The following is a 16,804-nucleotide window of genomic DNA, read 5'->3' as shown; positions in this document are numbered from 1 at the left end:
ATATACATAGGTCATGACGACTCTCACTGACCCGCCGAAGGAGCAGTTCCGGCTGTCCATGCTCCTTTATGATACGCGGTACCGATCTGCGACCATTCAGGTCATAGCGATGATCGCTTTCATGCTTCTGGCAGCCTGGATTATCAACAACACCATTCAGAACCTCGAAACGCTGGGCAGAACAGTCGGGTTCGACTTTTTCGCCGAACCGGCCAGTTATGACATCAACCAACGCCTGCTGGAGTATGACTCGCGAGATACCCATCTGCGTGCGGCGTTTATAGGCCTGCTAAACACGCTGGTTGTCGCAGTTCTGGGCTGTATCACGGCGACAATTATCGGCGTCATGGTCGGCGTCCTGCGTCTGTCCAACAACTGGCTGATCGCCCGGATCATGACGGTCTATGTCGAGATGTTCCGTAACGTGCCGGTCCTGCTTTGGATCGTGTTCGCCATGGCGATTCTGATCGAAAGCCTGCCGGCACCGCGCGCCTTCCGGGGTGAAAACCCAGAAGCCACTATGGATCTGTTCGGCACTGTCGCTGTGACCAATCGCGGGGTCTATATCCCCGAATTCCTGTTTTCGCGTGGTTTGGGTGACATCCACCTGTTCGGGACGTCGAGCCTGCGGTTCGATGTTTCACTGGACCTCATCGCCTTCCTGATCGTGCTTGGCGGCAGCATCTTCGCAATGCGCAAAGTGTCGGCTTGGGCAAACAAGACGCAGGAACAGACCGGTGACCGCCCGACTATCTGGCACATCCAACTGGGCCTGTTGTTTGTTCCCTCTGCTATCCTGCTGGGCGCGCTGGGTTTCCACCTGGGATACCCGGAGCTGAAGGGCTTCAACTTCACTGGCGGTACCCATCTGCGGAACTCCTTGATTGCTTTGTGGCTGGCCTTGTCGCTGTACACTGCGGCCTTCATCGCCGAGATCGTTCGCGCCGGTATTCTGGCCATTTCGAAAGGTCAGACTGAAGCTGCATCCGCACTGGGTCTGCGCCCGGGTCGGACCATGCGCCTTGTGATCCTACCTCAGGCGCTGCGGGTGATCATCCCGCCGATGATCTCGAACTATCTGAACCTGACCAAGAACTCGTCGCTGGCGATTGCGGTCGGATATATGGACATCACGGGAACCCTAGGTGGCATCACCATGAACCAGACCGGGCGCGAACTGGAATGCGTTCTGCTGCTGATGCTGGTCTATCTGACCATCTCGCTGAGCATTTCGGCGGTGATGAACTGGTACAACAACCGTGTCAAACTGGTGGAGCGGTAATATGAGTGATGTTTCATTTGTCCGCACGGAAATGTTGCCGGAACAAGCGCCACCCGCATCCGAGGTGGGCGTACTGGGCTGGATCCGGCACAATCTGTTCTCAAGCTGGCTTAACGCGATCCTGACCGTTGTCTCGCTGATCTTCATCTACTACGTGCTTTCCAACATCCTGTCCTGGACGTTCGAATCCGTTTGGAACGCCAATTCGCTGTCGGAATGTCGTGAGATCATGATGGCGACCTGGGGCGATACGCATGGTCACGCCTGCTGGGGTGTTATCAAGGACCGGTGGCTGCAATTGCTATATGGTTTTTATCCGCCTTATCCGGCGCATCCGGACGCAACGTGGTCTAACCCACCCGAAACCGGCGGCTGGCCTGCCTATTTCCGGCCGAACCTGACCTTCATCCTGTTGCTTGTCGCGATAGCGCCTGTGCTGTTCACCAACGTACCGCGCAAATTGCTTTTCGTGACGGCGGCATATCCGTTCCTGTTGCCTTGGCTGATGTGGGGCGGCAGCATCTGGGGACCGCTGATGGTCGCGGCTGGGCTGGGCATTGGGTACCTTGCATACAAGTTTGTTCTCCCAGTCGCTGGTTCACTGACTGCGATCATCCTTGCGGTCGCGCTACCAGTTCTTTGGTGGTTGTTTGCTTCCGGTTCAGTTGCCGACGCGATCAACTCTGTCATTCCGATCGGCATTGCCCCAGTAGAAAGCCGTGACTTTGGTGGCTTCATGCTGGCGATCCTGTTGGGCGTTGTGGCCATTGGTGTCTCGTTGCCCATTGGCATCCTTCTGGCACTCGGTCGTCAGTCGGATCTGATGATCGTTAAGTATCTGTGCGTGGGCTTTATCGAGTTCATCCGCGGCGTGCCGCTGATCACCCTGCTGTTCGTGGCATCTCTGCTGTTGAACCTGTTCCTGCCGCCGGGCACCAATTTTGACATCATCCTGAGGGTGATGATCATGATGACCCTGTTCTCGGCCGCCTATATGGCCGAGGTGATCAGGGGTGGTTTGGCTGCCTTGCCGCGCGGTCAGTACGAAGGGGCCGACAGTCTGGGCCTGAACTACTGGCAGGCGCAGCGGCTGATCATCATGCCACAGGCTCTGAAAATCTCGATCCCGGGCATCGTGTCGACCTTTATCGGCATTTTCAAGGATACCACGCTGGTCTCGATCATCGGTCTGTTCGACGTGATCGGCCTGACCAACGGCATCCGCGCCGATACCGCCTGGAATGGCGTCTACTGGGAACTGTTTGCCTTTATCGGCGTTCTGTTCTTCGTCGTCTGCTTCTCCATGTCCCGTTATTCCATGTATCTGGAGCGCAAGCTTCAGACTGGCCACCGTTAAGGAGTTCAACGCATGTCTCAACTTGCTGTAGAACGTGAAATCGACCGCTCCAAGATGCAGGTGAGCGACGAGGTCGCTATCGAAATCACCAACATGAACAAGTGGTACGGGTCCTTCCACGTGCTGCGTGACATCAATCTGACCGTCAATCAGGGCGAGCGGATCGTGATCGCAGGCCCGTCGGGATCAGGCAAGTCCACCCTGATCCGCTGTCTGAATGCTCTGGAAGAACACCAGCAGGGCAGGATCGTGGTCGACGGGACCGAGTTGTCGAATGACCTGAAAAACATCGACAAGATCCGGTCCGAGGTTGGCATGGTGTTCCAGCACTTCAACCTGTTCCCGCATCTGACTATTCTGGAGAACTGCACGCTGGCCCCGATCTGGGTGCGCAAGACGCCCAAGAAAGAGGCTGAAGAGCGCGCGATGCATTTCCTGGAAAAGGTGAAAATCCCTGAGCAGGCCGACAAGTATCCCGGTCAGCTATCGGGTGGTCAGCAACAGCGTGTGGCGATTGCGCGAAGCTTGTGCATGATGCCGCGGATCATGTTGTTCGATGAACCGACATCGGCGCTGGACCCCGAGATGATCAAAGAGGTGCTCGACACCATGATCGAGCTGGCCGAGGAAGGCATGACCATGCTCTGCGTGACTCACGAGATGGGCTTTGCCCGTCAGGTGGCGAACCGCGTGATCTTTATGGATGCCGGTCAGATCGTGGAGCAGAACGAACCGGAAGAGTTCTTCAACAACCCACAGTCAGAGCGCACCAAGCTGTTCCTCAGCCAGATCCTGGGCCACTGAGCCCGATTGTATACGCAAAGGAAGGCGGGGCTGGTCCCCGCCTTTTTCTATTCCAGCAACTCGCGTGGAATGACAAACCCCAGAACATCGCCGCTGTGCCACGTGATGTCGGCCCATTTTTCGATGTCGAACCGGATCACGGTCGTCGCGCAGGTCGGATAGTCGTAGAAACGGGCGTGCTCCGGTGGTTTTTGGACAATTTGACTGGCGAACACCGCAATTCCGGGATTGTGGCCCAGCATCAGAACGGTTTGCTCTGTGGCCCCCGACAGTTCGATCAACATGTCTGCGGGGTCGGCATGATAGAGCGTTCGGTGAAAGCATACTTTACCGGCCTGCAAACCCATCCGCTCCCACGTTTCACGCGTACGGGCTGAGCTAGAGCTCAGAACTTCGTCCGGCAACCAGCCGTTTTCCCGTAACCATGCTGCAATCGCTGGGGCAGACTTTCGGCCGCGTTTGTTCAAAGGGCGATCATGATCGGAAAGAGCCGGGCTGTCCCAGCTGGACTTTGCGTGGCGGGTCAGGATCAGGGTACGGGTCATGACGGGTGAAACGCTTTCATGTGGTGGGCGGATTGTTCCGGGTCGCGCGCCGCGCCTTTGCTGAGCGGACAGGACAACCGTGCAAGGCAACCGCCTGTCATACAGATCTGACCCTCAGCGGTGGAAAGATGACTGTGGCAGGCCGCGACATCGTAGAAGTCACGGCTGTTCAGTGCGCCAACCGGGCAGGTTTGTGTGCAGGGGGCAGCGCAGGTGGCGCACGGGGAAATGCCCGGCGTGTCGGGTATAGGAAACTCTTCGGTAAAATGCAGTGCGCCCCTGTAAGAGATCATCATTCCGACCTCGTCATGGACAAGTGCACCCACGGGGCTGCTGAATGTGCGCCCGGATTTCAATGCCCAGTCGATAAAAGGCGCATAGGGTGGGCCACCGAACGGAAAGTGGGCTTCAGCGGACAACTCTTGCGCCATTCGATCGACCACGCGTGACGACCAACGGTCCACGGGATCGTCTGCTTGCCACTCGGGCGAGGATTTCAGCACACGCCAGAACTCTGGACCTGCCCCCAACAGGATCAAAGTGCCGCCGTCCAATTGCTTGGCATCAGTAAGTCGAGGATGCAGCGCACCCATGACGATCAGACCGACTGCTTTTGCCGCCCGTTCAACCTGTTCATAGGTGATCGTCACAGTTTCAGAGGAGAGTGGGGCGTGATCTGTCATGTCTCCTCCTTCTGATACTTAGTCCGGTCGGATCAACGATCCGGCACCGTGTTCTGTATAAAGCTCAAGCAAGACTGCATTCGGCGCACGCCCGTCCAGAATGACAACCGCGCGAACACCGCTGTGCAGCGCGTCCAGCGCCGTTTCGGTCTTGGGTATCATGCCGCCCGCAATCGTACCATCCAGCGTCATCTCACGGATCTGACCGGCCTTCAGTTCGGTAACAACATCCCCAGCGGCATTCTTGACGCCTGAGACGTCCGTGAGTAGCAGAAGGCGATCAGCCTTGAGCGCAGAAGCGATGGCCCCGGCAGCCGTGTCGCCATTTACGTTGAAAGTCTCGCCGTTCCGACCAGCACCGAGCGGCGCAATAACCGGGATCACATCATGTGCGAACAGGTCGTGCAGGATTTTCGGGTTCATTTCTGCCGGACTTCCGACGAAGCCCAGAGACTCATCCGTCTGATCACACAGCATTAACTGCGCGTCTTTGCCCGACAGGCCCACGGCCATGCCGCCCTGATCGTTGATCGCCTGAACGATGCGTTTGTTCACCAAACCGGACAGGACCATCTCGACCACTTCAACAGTAGCCTTGTCGGTGACGCGCTTGCCGTTCACGAACTCGGACTGGATATCCAGTTTGTCCAGCATCGCGTTGATCATCGGACCCCCACCATGCACGACAACCGGGTTCACACCGACCTGACGCATCAGGACCACGTCGCGCGCAAAGCTCTCCATCGCCTCGTCGCTGCCCATTGCGTGGCCACCCAATTTGATGACGACAATCGCGCCGTCATAGCGTTGCAGATACGGCAAAGCGCTGTTCAAAGTGGCGGCGGTGGCGATCCAGTCCCGGTTCATGTCTCGTGTCTTCATATCTTGGTCCTCTTCTTCACGTGTTAGGCGTTTTGGACGCATAAGCCAAGAACGCTGTTGAGAGTGCAGTCGACGCTGATAGTGTGCCCGCACACCCTGAATCAGGAGACACGTCCAGTGGAGCAAAAAACACTTGTTTTGACGGGTGCAAGCCGGGGCATAGGTTTCGCGACTGTTCGAAGGTTCCATGCTGAAGGTTGGCGGGTTATCACTTGCTCGCGCTCTCCGGTGCCCGACGATTGTCCGTGGGAAGGAAAAGAAAACCATGTGCAGCTGGACCTGAGCGATCCTGCCGATACGATAAATTCCGTCGGTGTTTTGCAAGAAATGGTCGGAGGCAAACTTCACGCGCTCGTCAACAACGCGGGGGTGTCGCCGAAAGGACCCAACGGAGAACGCCTGAGTACGCTTAACACTGATCTCATGACCTGGGGACAGGTGTTCCACGTCAACTTCTTTGCGTCCGTTGTTTTGGCGCGCGGATTGAAAGAGGAATTGGCCGCAGCCCGTGGATCCGTCGTAAACGTGACATCCATTGCAGGTTCGCGCGTGCACCCATTTGCAGGCGCTGCTTACGCAACATCCAAGGCGGCACTGGCTGCACTGACACGGGAAATGGCCCATGACTTCGGCCCCATGGGCGTGCGGGTGAACGCTATCGCACCCGGAGAGGTCGAAACCGCAATCCTCAGCCCGGGGACCAATAAAATAGTGGAAAAACTGCCACTTGGACGGTTGGGCCAGCCCGAAGAAGTCGCAGCAGCGATCCATTTCCTGTGCTCTCAGGAAAGCTCTTACATCTCAGGTGCGGAAATTGAGGTGAATGGAGCACAGCACGTTTAGGCTTTCGGAATAGTTCAAATCGCGGAAAATCTACGCTGGTCGGACCGCACCAGTTGGGTGCGGCCCGTATTTTTGTCAGCTCATCGCCCGCTTCATTGCCGGGATGTTGCTGATCAGCAGCAGATCAAAGGCCAGCACGACCAACAGTGTCAAACCCACCAACGGGAAGGCCATCGCTGTGAAAAGGCCGATCAGGACAGCCCCTTTCCATAGTGGCAGTTCTGCAGGCATTGGCGGTGCGGCCAGCCGCCCGGCACGCTGAGGCCGACGCTTGACCCACATCACAACGCCAGAGACGCAGACAAAGATAACCGAAAGGCAGAACACCACGTTCAGGATGAAGTTCCACGTGCCCATCAGGCCCATGTGAAATGGAATGCCAACGGCCATGGATTTTCCCATTAGCGAGTAATCCTCATACCGGACATCCGCCAGAATCTTGCCGGTGTACTGGTCCACGTGAACGGTGCGGTCATTCACCGGATCGGTCGAGTCGCTGCTCATGCTGTCCCGGTTCAGGGTCCAGACACCGTCCTCACCACCAGGATAGGCCACGCGGAAGCGCTCTGTCATACCCAGCGCGGTGCCAAGAGTGACCAACGCATCGATATCTACCGGTGTGCCCTGCGGAACTCCATCTATCCCAGCGTCGGAACCTGAGGCAGGCATGGGTGTCTGCTCCAGAGCCCATGGAACGTCGTTTTGATGCCCGTGGTTCATGCTGGCGTGGATATCATCGGACAACGGGACATTATCCCATTTCTCGGCAGGGAAGCTGCTCCATGGCTGGACGATCATCCCGCCCCAGACGCCTGCCCAGGACAGGCCTGAGATCAGGAAGACCACCAACAGCCCGGACATCCAGAATCCGACAACAGCGTGCAACGACTTCCAAAACGCGCGGCCGCGTGCGCGCAGATTTGGTACGAACGCCGCCACGGCGTTTCCGCGCGGCCACCACATGTACAGCCCGGTAAAGACCAGCAGCAGGCTGAGCCCAGCCGCGACTTCCAGTATACGGTCTCCGGTCGTGCCGATCATCAGTGTGGAGTGGATGTTATCGGCCAGATCGTACCAGCCCGCGCGGCGATCCCATACGTCAAGAACTTCTCCGGCATAAGGGTCGACGGCCACAAGACGCTGACCTTTTTCAGTCTTGATGCGGAAGACGGTTGCCAGGTCGGCGGCTTTGGGGCCGATCCATTCCACGACCGTACCGGGCACCTGTTCAAAGGCGACCTCGGCTTGCTGGGAAACAGGCAGCGCCTGCCCTTGAATGTGTACTGCGATCTTTTCACCGTCACGCCCATCGAACTGCGTGATGAACATCATCATCAGCCCGGTAACGGCCAGAATTATCAGGAAGGGGATAACGAAAATCCCCGCGTAGAAATGCCACCGCCAGGCGGCGAAGTAAAATTTTTGCGCAGCAGTGTTTCGCGCTGGGGTGTTCCCCAGGGTTTGGCTGTTCATTGCCATGATAGTCTCCGGATTCGATAATTACCCGCGCAGTGCCTGCGCTGGTTCAAACTGTGTTGAGTTGAATCAGGAGATGAGAGGCGGTCCGCGGGCGTCGTAGCGGGTATAGAACCCGGCACTGCGGTGTGTGAAATCGCGATGAGTCCAGCGCGCCTGAATCGGCGCGGTGAATGGGACGATCTCCCCGACGGAAGGCAGGTTGATATCCGCTGTCATGCCAGCGAAAGGACACATGATGCGCGAGTCGGTATCGTCGTGAACAGGGTCATCAGGGTCCAGATCGACCCATTGCTCGACCGTACCTTCGCCGGTGCACAGCACCAGCAACACTTTCCCGTCATTCCCCATCGCAGGCATCCAGCCTTGCGGGATCGCGCTGGTCAGCAACAGCGCCAGCAACGTCAGCAATGGGAAAAGGCGGTCGATCAGGATCATTCCAGATGTGCGATGACCGAGCGGAGTGTCGGAATGCCGTCACCCTTTTCGGACGAGGTCAGCACGATTTCCGGGAAGGCCGCCGGATGTTTGGACAGCGCGCCGCGTACCTGATCCAGCACCTTCTGGCGTTCGTTGGCCTTAACCTTATCTGCCTTGGTCATTACGCATTGAAAGGTCACGGCGCTGGTATCCAGAAGCTTCATGATCTCCGCATCGACGGGTTTTACACCATGGCGCGAGTCAATCAGGACAAAAGCGCGGCGCAATGTCTGCCGCCCGCTCAGATACTGTTTCAGCAGCCGCTGCCACTTTTCCACCACCTTAACCGGCGCGTTGGCGTAGCCATAACCGGGCAAGTCGACCAGATACAGTTCGGGGCCTTGGGTGAAAAAGTTGATCTCTTGCGTGCGGCCTGGAGTGTTTGACGCACGGGCCAACCCCTTGGTGCCGGTCAGTGCGTTTATCAGGCTGGACTTGCCCACGTTGGACCGGCCCGCAAAGCAAACCTCAAGCCGGTCAGGTGCGGGCAGGCCGTTCATGGCGACCACGCCTTTGACAAACTCGGACGGTCCTGCAAACAGCTTGCGCCCACGTTCCAGCGCGAACTCGTCCGGGTCTTCGACAAGTGGAAAGGGAAGGGTGCTCATAGCAGGTGAACCTTATCGCCGACTGAGATTTCGCCACCACGAACCACTTCGGCATAGACGCCGAAATCCTGATGGCCCCAGCTGCTTAACGCGCCCAGCGTATCGGCATCGCGAACGCCGGTTTCCGGATTGGCCGTCGTCGCCAGGCAGCGGGTGGTACGTTCACGCACGCGGAACACGGCCTCGCCAACCTGAACCTCACGGTTCAGCCAATCGAATTCTTCCCACAGGGGAAGGCCATCGAACCAGATGTTACCGCGCCAGCGTTGGATCGACAGGTCCCGGCCCAGCTTTTGTTCAACCGCGCGGTGCGATGCCATGTTGCACAAGCTGATCGAGGGGTAATCGCTGTCGGTCATGCCCCGCCCAGGGACGCGAATGATCCGGGCCGATGCAGCACGATCTGTGGGCATCAACGCTTGAACCCAGTCCAGAAACTCCTGCTGATCTTTGTCGGGATCAAAGGTCAGATCCGGGCGATCCGGGTGGGTCAATGTCATCGTATCGCCGTCCAGCCGGGACGAGATGGCCATCAGCTGAGGCGCTTTTGCTCCGCGGCTGAAACTGGCGCAGGGCTCCCATTGTGACCCGTCTGCGGTCGAGGCCTCATGCGCGACCGCCCAAACGCGATCCCCGGGCATGGTCTGCCCGGGGGTCACTGTTACGGTCTGAACGGCTTCACGACCATGACTTTTGATCGGATGCCGCAAGATATGGGTCACTTCGGCATTCATTTGTCATCCGTCTTCGGAGTTCGTTTGAAGCCGGACTTGATGTTGCCAAACACGTCGGGCTTATAGCCCTGGCTGCGCATGATCAGGTACTGCTGCGTGAACGTGATCGTGTTGTTTGCGATCCAGTAGACGACCAGCCCGCTGGCAAAGCTGCCCAGCATGAACATGAATACCCACGGCATCCAGGCAAAGATCATCGCCTGGGTCGGATCCGTTGGCGCCGGGTTCAGTTTCTGCTGCAGCCACATCGAAACACCCAGCAGCAGCGGCAGGATGCCAATGAAGATCAGCGCCATCAGCGTGTCAGGCTGCGGACCGGCCCAAGGCAACAAGCCGAAAAGGTTCATGATCGAGGTCGGATCAGGTGCGCTGAGGTCCTGGAACGGGCCAAACCATGGGGCCTGACGCAGTTCGATGGTGACAAAGATCACTTTGTACAGCGAGAAGAAGATCGGGATCTGCATCAAGATCGGCAAACAGCCTGCGGCCGGGTTCACCTTTTCCTTCTTGTACAGCTCCATCATGCCCTGCTGCATCTTTTGACGGTCGTCGCCGGCGGCCTCTTTCAGAGCCTCCATCTGCGGCTGGAGTTCCTTCATCTTCGCCATCGAGACGTAGGATTTAAACGCCAGCGGGAACAGGATCGCCTTGATGATCAGCGTCAGGCCGATGATCGACCAGCCCATGTTGCCGATCAGGGCGTTGATGTTGTGCAGCAGCCAGAAGATCGGCTTGGTCAGGAAGTAGAACCAGCCCCAGTCGATGCTGTCGATGAACTTCTGCACGCCCTGCTGCTGATACTCGCGGATGGTTTCCCATTCCTTTGCACCGGCAAACAGTTGAGTGGTGACCTCTTCAGTCGCACCCGGAGCAACCGTCAGCGTCGGAAGAACGGTTTCCGTCTGGTAGATCTTGCGGCGCGAATCGTATTTTGCTGCTGCCTTGAAGGCCGACCCTTCCTCGGGGATCAGTGTGGTCATCCAGTAGTGATCAGTGAAGCCGATCCAACCGCCTTCTTTGATCTGAAAGACCTCGGCTTGTGCACGTTCATTCGGGTCGATGTCAAAATCGCGCACATCGCCATAGTCGATTTCGTTCAGAACGCCGTCGGCCATGACCATCACGCCTTCATGCAGGATGAAGAAGTTCTTAAGATCAGGCAGCTCCCCGTCTTCACCCATGCCATGGCGGGCAAGGATGCCGTAAGGGGCCATGCCCACTTCGGATTGGGTGTTGTTCTGAACCGACTGGGTGACGGTGAACATGTAATCTTCGTCAACCGAGATCGTGCGGCGGAAGGTCAGACCCTTTTCGTTATCCCACTTCAGGGTAACCGGAGTGTCGACGCCCAGAACGTCGCCGTTTTCGACTGTCCACAGCGTGTTCGGTCCGGGAACATCAGCCCCTGCGACACCCGCGCCCGGTGCCCATCCGTACAGCGCATAATAGGCTGATTCCGAGCCCACGGGCGACAACAGCTCAACAATAGGTGCGCCTTCGTCGATCGAAACTTTGTAGTCCTTCAGAAACAGCTCATCGAGGCGACCGCCGGACAGTGACAGGCTGCCCTTCAGGCGCGGCGTGTCGATTCCGATCCGTGGCGCCTCAGCGTCAGGTTCGACTTCAGTTGCGTCTGCCGTCGCTTCGCCGACAGTGCCGGTGCTGGTGGCGCTGGGGGTCTGAACATCTGTGCCCTCTGTTGCGCTGATCTCGGTCGGCTCTGGCGACGTGGTCTGTTCGGGCGGAGGAAACAGCACGAACCAAACCAGGATCACGAGAAAGCTGAGCGCGGTTGCGAGGATTAGATTCTTGTTCTGATCGTCCATCTGGGACAGCCACCTTGAGCAGTGAAAGACACCCGCTGGGTTCAACAGAGTGCAAGCCCAAAGGTCAAGCGGAATCGCCCTTTATTTCATCACGGATCGGGGTTCTGTGGCGTTAATTCGCGGTTAAGGCCGCGCTTGGCGTCCGATTTTCGGCATTCCGTTGATCTTGTTCTGATGCGCCAGCATCCAGTCCATGGTCTTTTCAAAAGGCATGGGCTTACCAATCCCGAAGCCTTGGACGTGATCGCAGCCTAACTGTGCCATCAGTGCATGTTCGCCGGGGGATTCAACACCTTCCGCCAATGTCTCGACATTCAGTCGTTCCGCCATCGTCAAAATCGCGCTGACCAACTGTTGCTGACTGGCATCGCGATCGGCCTTGGCGACAAAGGACCGGTCGATTTTGATGCGTGAGACGTCAAAGCGTTTGACCGAAGCAATTGACGCGTGACCAGTACCAAAGTCATCCAGATCAATGCAGCACCCGAGATTGGACATGCTTGTCACATTGCGGGTGATCACGTCATCCGGTCGTCTGGAAAATACCGTTTCAAGAATCTCGACGGCCAGTCTGTCGGGGGTGAGGTCATTCTGATCAAGCTCCCATTTCAGACGGTCGATCAGCGCAGGATCGCGCAGTTCGTCTGATGAGAAATTCACCCCTATCCGAGGCACGATCACTCCGGTGCGGTCCCACTTCTGCATAGCAGCAAAGGCGTGATGCCGCATCACCTGACCCAGCCGTTCCATCAGGTCGGCCTGTTCGGCAAATGGCAGAAAAATCTGCGGGCCCAACACGCCCTTTTGGGGGTGTTCCCAGCGGGCCAGAGCCTCAAACCCTGTCACATGCCCGGTATCTGTGGAAATCTGTGGTTGAAACCATGGGCGTATCTCGCCGCTGTCCAGGGCTGCAACAAACTCTTTACGCAGATTGGCGCGAATGCGTGCCCGCCGTTGAGTCTCCGAGGAATAAGCGCGGATGGTGGCCGGACCGTTTCTTTGCGCTTCGCCCAAAGCTGCGTTTGCGGCGTCGATCCACTCGGCAAAGGCGGCCTCAGGGATTGTGGATTGAAGACAAAACCCGATCGAGCAGGACATGTATACGCTGGTGCCATTCAAAGTAATCGGTTCTTCGACAGCCGCCTGAATGCGCCCTGACATCTGAATGCAGGCTTCAAGGTCCAGATTCTGAGACCCGTGCAGACCGATAGAGATCTTGCTTTGATCCATGCCCGTGGCCATGTCCTGAGACCGGATGACAGAGGCAACGCGGGCACGGAACTGGTCTGCCATCAGGTTGCCAGCGGCATTGCCGTGGAGATCCAGAAAATCGGGGAACCCGTCCAGTTCCACAATCATACAGGCGGCTTCGTGGCCAGTGCGCTGATTATCCTTGAAAATGTCTTCCATCCCGGCTGCGAAGGCATCAATCGGCAAAAGACCGCTATTGCGTTTCGATCGGATGTCAGCCTTGTTCGCAACAGAGACCGCCGCTGCAAACACGAGCGGAAGCGCCAGTGCGACGATGATTAGCGCGCGTTCTCCGCCAATCCAATATGCGGCGAGGCTGATCGCCGGTGCAAAGGCCAGGGCAGGAGGCCCGCTTAGCGCCGTGGCGAGAAAGTCGAGAATTCTGTTGACTGAGATATGTTTCCACATCGGTTATCCGGGCCTCTACCTTGAGCACAGCTCGCTCAGGTCGACCCTAGAAAACCAATCTGAGTCACTCGTTAACGCAACTGCGGAATTTCGCCAGAATTTTCGTCTTTTTTGCTCGGGTTAAGCGCAAGATTTTGAAAATCAAACAGTTTCGGGTCCAGCAAATGCGAAGGCCGCGCGTTTGTCAGCGCCCGGAACATCACCTGTCGGCGTCCGGGGCTGTTCTTCTCCCACTGATCGAGAATTTGTTTCACCTGCTGGCGCTGCAGGCCGTCCTGGCTGCCGCACAGGTCGCAGGGGATGATGGGATAGTTCATCGAGGTGGCGAATTTCTCGCAATCGGCCTCGGCCACATGGGCAAGGGGGCGGAAAACGAAAAGATCGCCTTCTTCGTTCACAAGTTTCGGCGGCATGGTCGCCAAACGCCCACCGTGGAACAGGTTCATGAAAAACGTCTCGAGGATATCGTCGCGGTGATGGCCAAGTACGACCGCGCTACAGCCTTCTTCGCGGGCAATTCGGTACAGGTTGCCACGGCGCAGTCGCGAGCACAGAGCGCAATAGGTGCGGCCCTGCGGAACCTTGTCCATCACGACGGAATAAGTGTCCTGATACTCGATCCGATGGGGGACGCCCATACGTTCCAAAAACTCGGGCAGGACGGTCGCCGGAAATCCAGGCTGCCCCTGATCCAGATTGCAGGCCAGCAGATCGACGGGCAGCAGGCCACGCCACTTCAGCTCATAAAGAACGGCCAGCAGAGTGTAGCTGTCCTTGCCGCCGGACAGGCAGACCAACCAGCGGGGCGGCTTACCGTCTTTGTCATGCGCTGACGGGTCCACCATCCCGTATTGCTCGATAGCCTCACGGGTCTGGCGCACGATGCGCTTGCGCAGCTTCTTGAACTCGGTGGTCGAGGGCGCGCCGGCAAAAAGCGGGTGGATATCGTCAGCTTCGTCAAACATGCGCAGCCCCTACAGCAGTTGGCGCAACCGGGCAAGTGGCGGGTCAGCCCATACGCGCCAGCAAGGCGTCCGTGTCCAAACCTGCAACCGACCCGGGGATGCGCCCGCCGTTGCCCAACAATCGCGATGCTATGAACCCATCGGCAACCTCGTTCGGAGCGTGGCGCAATAGCTGTGATGCGGTCAGCAACAGCGCCGTGTTCTCAGCGAACCAACGCGCTTCAGCCTCAGGTGGAAGCCCCGGCCAACGGTCGCGATGTGCCTTCAGAGCTGCGTCGTACTCTCTGTCTGCGCCGGCCGCTGTATCCAACTCGGCGTCCACAACCTCGGCAGCCATCGGATCTCGGGCGAGGGTGCGCAGAATGTCGAGGCAGATCACATTGCCCGACCCTTCCCAAATGCTGTTCAAGGGCGCTTCGCGATAGATCTGGGGTAGGGGCGTGTCTTCTACGTAGCCCATGCCGCCCAATACTTCCATCGCTTCGACCACGACCACGGGGCAGCGTTTGTTGTTCAGGAACTTGGCCAATGCGACGCCGATCCGGGCAAAGGCTCTGTCCTCGGGCGACTGGCCGTCGAATGCTTGCGCGACACGCATACCCAGTGTCAGAGCGCCTTCCCAGTCCAGCACAAGATCAGCCAGCACCGCGCGCATCAGGGGCTGGTCAATCAATCTGCGTTGAAAAGCGCTGCGGTGGGCCACCCAATGATGTGCCTCTGTCAGGGCGGCGCGCATCAGGCCTGCCGGAGCCACGGCCGTATCCAAACGCGTGTGGTGCACCATTTCGATGATCGTCCGGACACCCGCACCTTCGTCGCCCAACTGGTAGGCGAGCGCGTCGTGGTATTCGATTTCAGACGAGGCGTTGGATTTGTTGCCCAGCTTGTCTTTCAGTCGCATCAAGTGGATCGCATTGCGCTCACCATCAAGCCAGCGGGGCACAAGGAAACATGTCAGGCCGCCCGGCGCTTGCGCCAGTGTCAGGAACCCGTCCGACATTGGGGCCGAACAGAACCATTTATGCCCGCGTAACCGCCAATGATCACCGTCGCGGGTTGCGACGGTCGTATTGGCGCGCACGTCCGAGCCACCCTGTTTTTCAGTCATTGCCATGCCTAGCGTGGCACTGGTTTTTCGTTCGATCGGGTTCGTCGACGGATCATAGCTGCGCGCCATGAGTTTTGGCCGCCAGATCGAAGCGATCTGTTCATTGGCTGCTAGGGCCGGGATTGCCGCATAGGTCATGGTCATCGGGCAGCAATGCCCGGGTTCAACCTGGCTGGCCAAGTACATCATCGCGGCATGCGTTGAGTGCCCGCCGGGTTGCCCGTCCCATGCCAGTGACGCGTAACCTGCGGATTGGCTGATCTGCATCATCTGGTGATAGGCGGGGTGGAACCGAACCTCGTCCAGACGCCTGCCGCCCTGATCGAACAGTCGTAGTTCCGGGGGGTGCCGATTGGCCTCGCACCCCAGTTCACGGGCCTCGGCGCGCCCGAGCGTATCCCCATAAGCCTCCAATGGCGCGTTGCGGCCGCCTGCAAAATGCACGGCGTTTTGCAGGACAGGATCAGTCGTCCAGAGGTTGGAGTCGCCACGCACAGGCGGCTGATTCAGAACATCATGTGTAGGCAGGGAGTGGCGGGCTTCGGATGTCATCTGGACCTCAGGTGGTTCGGGTCCAAGTGTTCAGCGGAGTTGGTAATGGGTCAAGTCTGACGGAAGGTCACGAACAGCAACCGCCGTCGTCTTTGCGATCCGGTACGGGATCATATCCATCGCCGCCCCAGGGATGGCACCGGCCGATCCTGCGGATTGCAAGCCAGGTGCCCTTGATGGCGCCGTGTTTTTCCAGCGCTTCCAACGCATAGGCTGAGCAAGTCGGTTGGTATCGACAATTGAAGCCGACCCAGGGGCTGAACACCAGCCGATAGACCCGTACGGGCAGAGCCACGATATGAGAAAAAAGGGTCAATTCCGCGCGCTGTGCACTTTGCGTAGCGCATAGCGCAGATCGTCCAAAAGCGCATTGTACGGTCGCGCGGCTGTGGTTTCGGCTCGGCCAATCAGGACGTAATCCCAGCCGTCTTGACCGTTAACGGGCAGAACGGCTCGCGCGGCCTCGCGCAACCGGCGCTTGGCGCGGTTGCGGGCGACAGCATTGCCGACTTTTTTTGAACAGGTGAAACCCACCCGAATCCCGGTTGCCTCATCGGCCGCACGTTTACGGGCCTGCACCATCATCGAGGATGTACCTTGCCTGCGCGCACGGGCAGCTTTCAGGAAATCGGATCGTTTCCTGAGAACCGTCAGAGTTTCAGGCGCGCAAACGGACGCCGCCGGGGGCATATCCCCGGGCTGGTTCTTACCATCCACAGGGGCCTCCGGCGGCGTCATGTTCATAACCTGATCGGTGAGCGGTTTACGCGCTCAGCGATTTGCGGCCACGTGCGCGGCGCGCGTTCAGGATCTTACGGCCGGCCTTGGTGGCCATGCGCGCGCGGAAACCGTGGCGGCGTTTGCGAACCAGGTTCGAAGGCTGATAGGTGCGTTTCATCGCTCCGTCTCCAATCTATGCGGTCGGGTGCGGCGCGGATTCGCCTGCCCGTGGTGTTCGAAGCCCGTCCTCTACTGGGAAGCGGGGGGTAAGTCAAACCCC

The 16,804-nt window shown here is 58.2% G+C and carries 18 protein-coding genes; 4 read left to right on the top strand and 14 right to left on the bottom strand.

Annotation, left to right across the window (positions count from 1 at the left end; translation table 11 throughout):
- Positions 1-13 precede the first annotated feature (13 nt).
- Genes MHN28_RS21685 through MHN28_RS21675 form a run of 3 tightly spaced genes read left to right on the top strand, consistent with a single transcriptional unit; the run spans position 14 to position 3,443 of the window.
- Complete coding sequence (locus MHN28_RS21685) at positions 14-1,282, top strand: amino acid ABC transporter permease (RefSeq protein WP_239344772.1); 1,269 nt, start codon at positions 14-16, stop codon at positions 1,280-1,282.
- Between the two features lies 1 nt (position 1,283).
- Complete coding sequence (locus MHN28_RS21680; protein WP_239344770.1) at positions 1,284-2,639, top strand: amino acid ABC transporter permease; 1,356 nt, start codon at positions 1,284-1,286, stop codon at positions 2,637-2,639.
- 12 nt (positions 2,640-2,651) lie between these two features.
- Positions 2,652-3,443 (top strand): amino acid ABC transporter ATP-binding protein, encoded by a 792-nt coding sequence (locus tag MHN28_RS21675; protein WP_304622136.1) that lies wholly within the window; start codon positions 2,652-2,654, stop codon positions 3,441-3,443.
- Positions 3,444-3,490: 47 nt separating this feature from the next.
- On the opposite strand, the gene MHN28_RS21670 is transcribed toward MHN28_RS21675, so the two are convergent.
- The 3 genes from MHN28_RS21670 to argB are packed head-to-tail and all read right to left on the bottom strand — an operon-like array spanning position 3,491 to position 5,553.
- Positions 3,491-3,988 (bottom strand): histidine phosphatase family protein, encoded by a 498-nt coding sequence (locus MHN28_RS21670; RefSeq protein WP_239344768.1) that lies wholly within the window; start codon positions 3,986-3,988, stop codon positions 3,491-3,493.
- Positions 3,985-4,671, bottom strand: a complete 687-nt coding sequence (locus tag MHN28_RS21665) for a ferredoxin (RefSeq protein ID WP_239344766.1) — start codon at positions 4,669-4,671, stop codon at positions 3,985-3,987. The genes MHN28_RS21670 and MHN28_RS21665 overlap by 4 nt, the downstream gene beginning before the upstream one ends.
- Before the next feature lie 18 nt (positions 4,672-4,689).
- Positions 4,690-5,553: an acetylglutamate kinase gene (gene argB / locus MHN28_RS21660; RefSeq protein ID WP_239344764.1), complete on the bottom strand. Its 864-nt coding sequence runs from the start codon at positions 5,551-5,553 to the stop codon at positions 4,690-4,692.
- Between the two features lie 117 nt (positions 5,554-5,670).
- Between argB and MHN28_RS21655 the strand changes: the two genes are divergently transcribed.
- Positions 5,671-6,396, top strand: coding sequence for an SDR family oxidoreductase (locus MHN28_RS21655; protein ID WP_239344762.1), 726 nt, complete (start codon positions 5,671-5,673; stop codon positions 6,394-6,396).
- A 75-nt stretch (positions 6,397-6,471) separates the two neighbouring features.
- Here MHN28_RS21655 and MHN28_RS21650 read toward each other — a convergent pair whose 3' ends face one another.
- The 11 genes from MHN28_RS21650 to rpmH all read right to left on the bottom strand — a co-directional run bounded on the left by MHN28_RS21650 (position 6,472) and on the right by rpmH (position 16,702).
- On the bottom strand, positions 6,472-7,875 hold the full coding sequence (locus MHN28_RS21650) for a PepSY domain-containing protein (RefSeq protein ID WP_239344760.1): 1,404 nt from the start codon (positions 7,873-7,875) through the stop codon (positions 6,472-6,474).
- A 66-nt stretch (positions 7,876-7,941) separates the two neighbouring features.
- On the bottom strand, positions 7,942-8,310 hold the full coding sequence (locus tag MHN28_RS21645) for a DUF2946 domain-containing protein (protein WP_239344758.1): 369 nt from the start codon (positions 8,308-8,310) through the stop codon (positions 7,942-7,944).
- The gene (yihA, locus tag MHN28_RS21640; RefSeq protein ID WP_239344756.1) at positions 8,307-8,960 is read right to left on the bottom strand and encodes a ribosome biogenesis GTP-binding protein YihA/YsxC; all 654 of its coding nucleotides are present in this window, start codon (positions 8,958-8,960) and stop codon (positions 8,307-8,309) included. Before yihA ends, MHN28_RS21645 begins: the two co-directional genes overlap by 4 nt.
- The gene (locus MHN28_RS21635) at positions 8,957-9,694 is read right to left on the bottom strand and encodes an MOSC domain-containing protein (protein WP_239344754.1); all 738 of its coding nucleotides are present in this window, start codon (positions 9,692-9,694) and stop codon (positions 8,957-8,959) included. Before MHN28_RS21635 ends, yihA begins: the two co-directional genes overlap by 4 nt.
- Positions 9,691-11,520 carry a membrane protein insertase YidC gene (gene yidC, locus MHN28_RS21630; protein WP_239344752.1) on the bottom strand — a complete coding sequence of 610 codons (1,830 nt, stop codon included), beginning with the start codon at positions 11,518-11,520 and terminating at the stop codon, positions 9,691-9,693. Before yidC ends, MHN28_RS21635 begins: the two co-directional genes overlap by 4 nt.
- Before the next feature lie 123 nt (positions 11,521-11,643).
- On the bottom strand, positions 11,644-13,179 hold the full coding sequence (locus MHN28_RS21625) for a bifunctional diguanylate cyclase/phosphodiesterase (protein ID WP_239344750.1): 1,536 nt from the start codon (positions 13,177-13,179) through the stop codon (positions 11,644-11,646).
- 71 nt (positions 13,180-13,250) lie between these two features.
- On the bottom strand, positions 13,251-14,144 hold the full coding sequence (gene ttcA, locus MHN28_RS21620; RefSeq protein ID WP_239344748.1) for a tRNA 2-thiocytidine(32) synthetase TtcA: 894 nt from the start codon (positions 14,142-14,144) through the stop codon (positions 13,251-13,253).
- Between the two features lie 43 nt (positions 14,145-14,187).
- A complete protein-coding gene (locus MHN28_RS21615; protein ID WP_239344746.1) occupies positions 14,188-15,804 on the bottom strand; it encodes an acyl-CoA dehydrogenase family protein in 1,617 nt (538 codons plus the stop codon).
- Between the two features lie 67 nt (positions 15,805-15,871).
- On the bottom strand, positions 15,872-16,120 hold the full coding sequence (gene yidD, locus MHN28_RS21610) for a membrane protein insertion efficiency factor YidD (protein WP_239344744.1): 249 nt from the start codon (positions 16,118-16,120) through the stop codon (positions 15,872-15,874).
- The gene (rnpA, locus tag MHN28_RS21605) at positions 16,117-16,542 is read right to left on the bottom strand and encodes a ribonuclease P protein component (RefSeq protein WP_239344742.1); all 426 of its coding nucleotides are present in this window, start codon (positions 16,540-16,542) and stop codon (positions 16,117-16,119) included. The genes yidD and rnpA overlap by 4 nt, the downstream gene beginning before the upstream one ends.
- A 25-nt stretch (positions 16,543-16,567) precedes the next feature.
- On the bottom strand, positions 16,568-16,702 hold the full coding sequence (gene rpmH / locus MHN28_RS21600; RefSeq protein WP_005980833.1) for a 50S ribosomal protein L34: 135 nt from the start codon (positions 16,700-16,702) through the stop codon (positions 16,568-16,570).
- Positions 16,703-16,804: the final 102 nt, after the last annotated feature.

Source organism: Ruegeria sp. Ofav3-42, assembly GCF_022347725.1.
In the GTDB taxonomy this organism is placed as follows: Bacteria; Pseudomonadota; Alphaproteobacteria; order Rhodobacterales; family Rhodobacteraceae; genus Ruegeria.
This window is presented reverse-complemented; position numbering and strand designations above follow the sequence as displayed.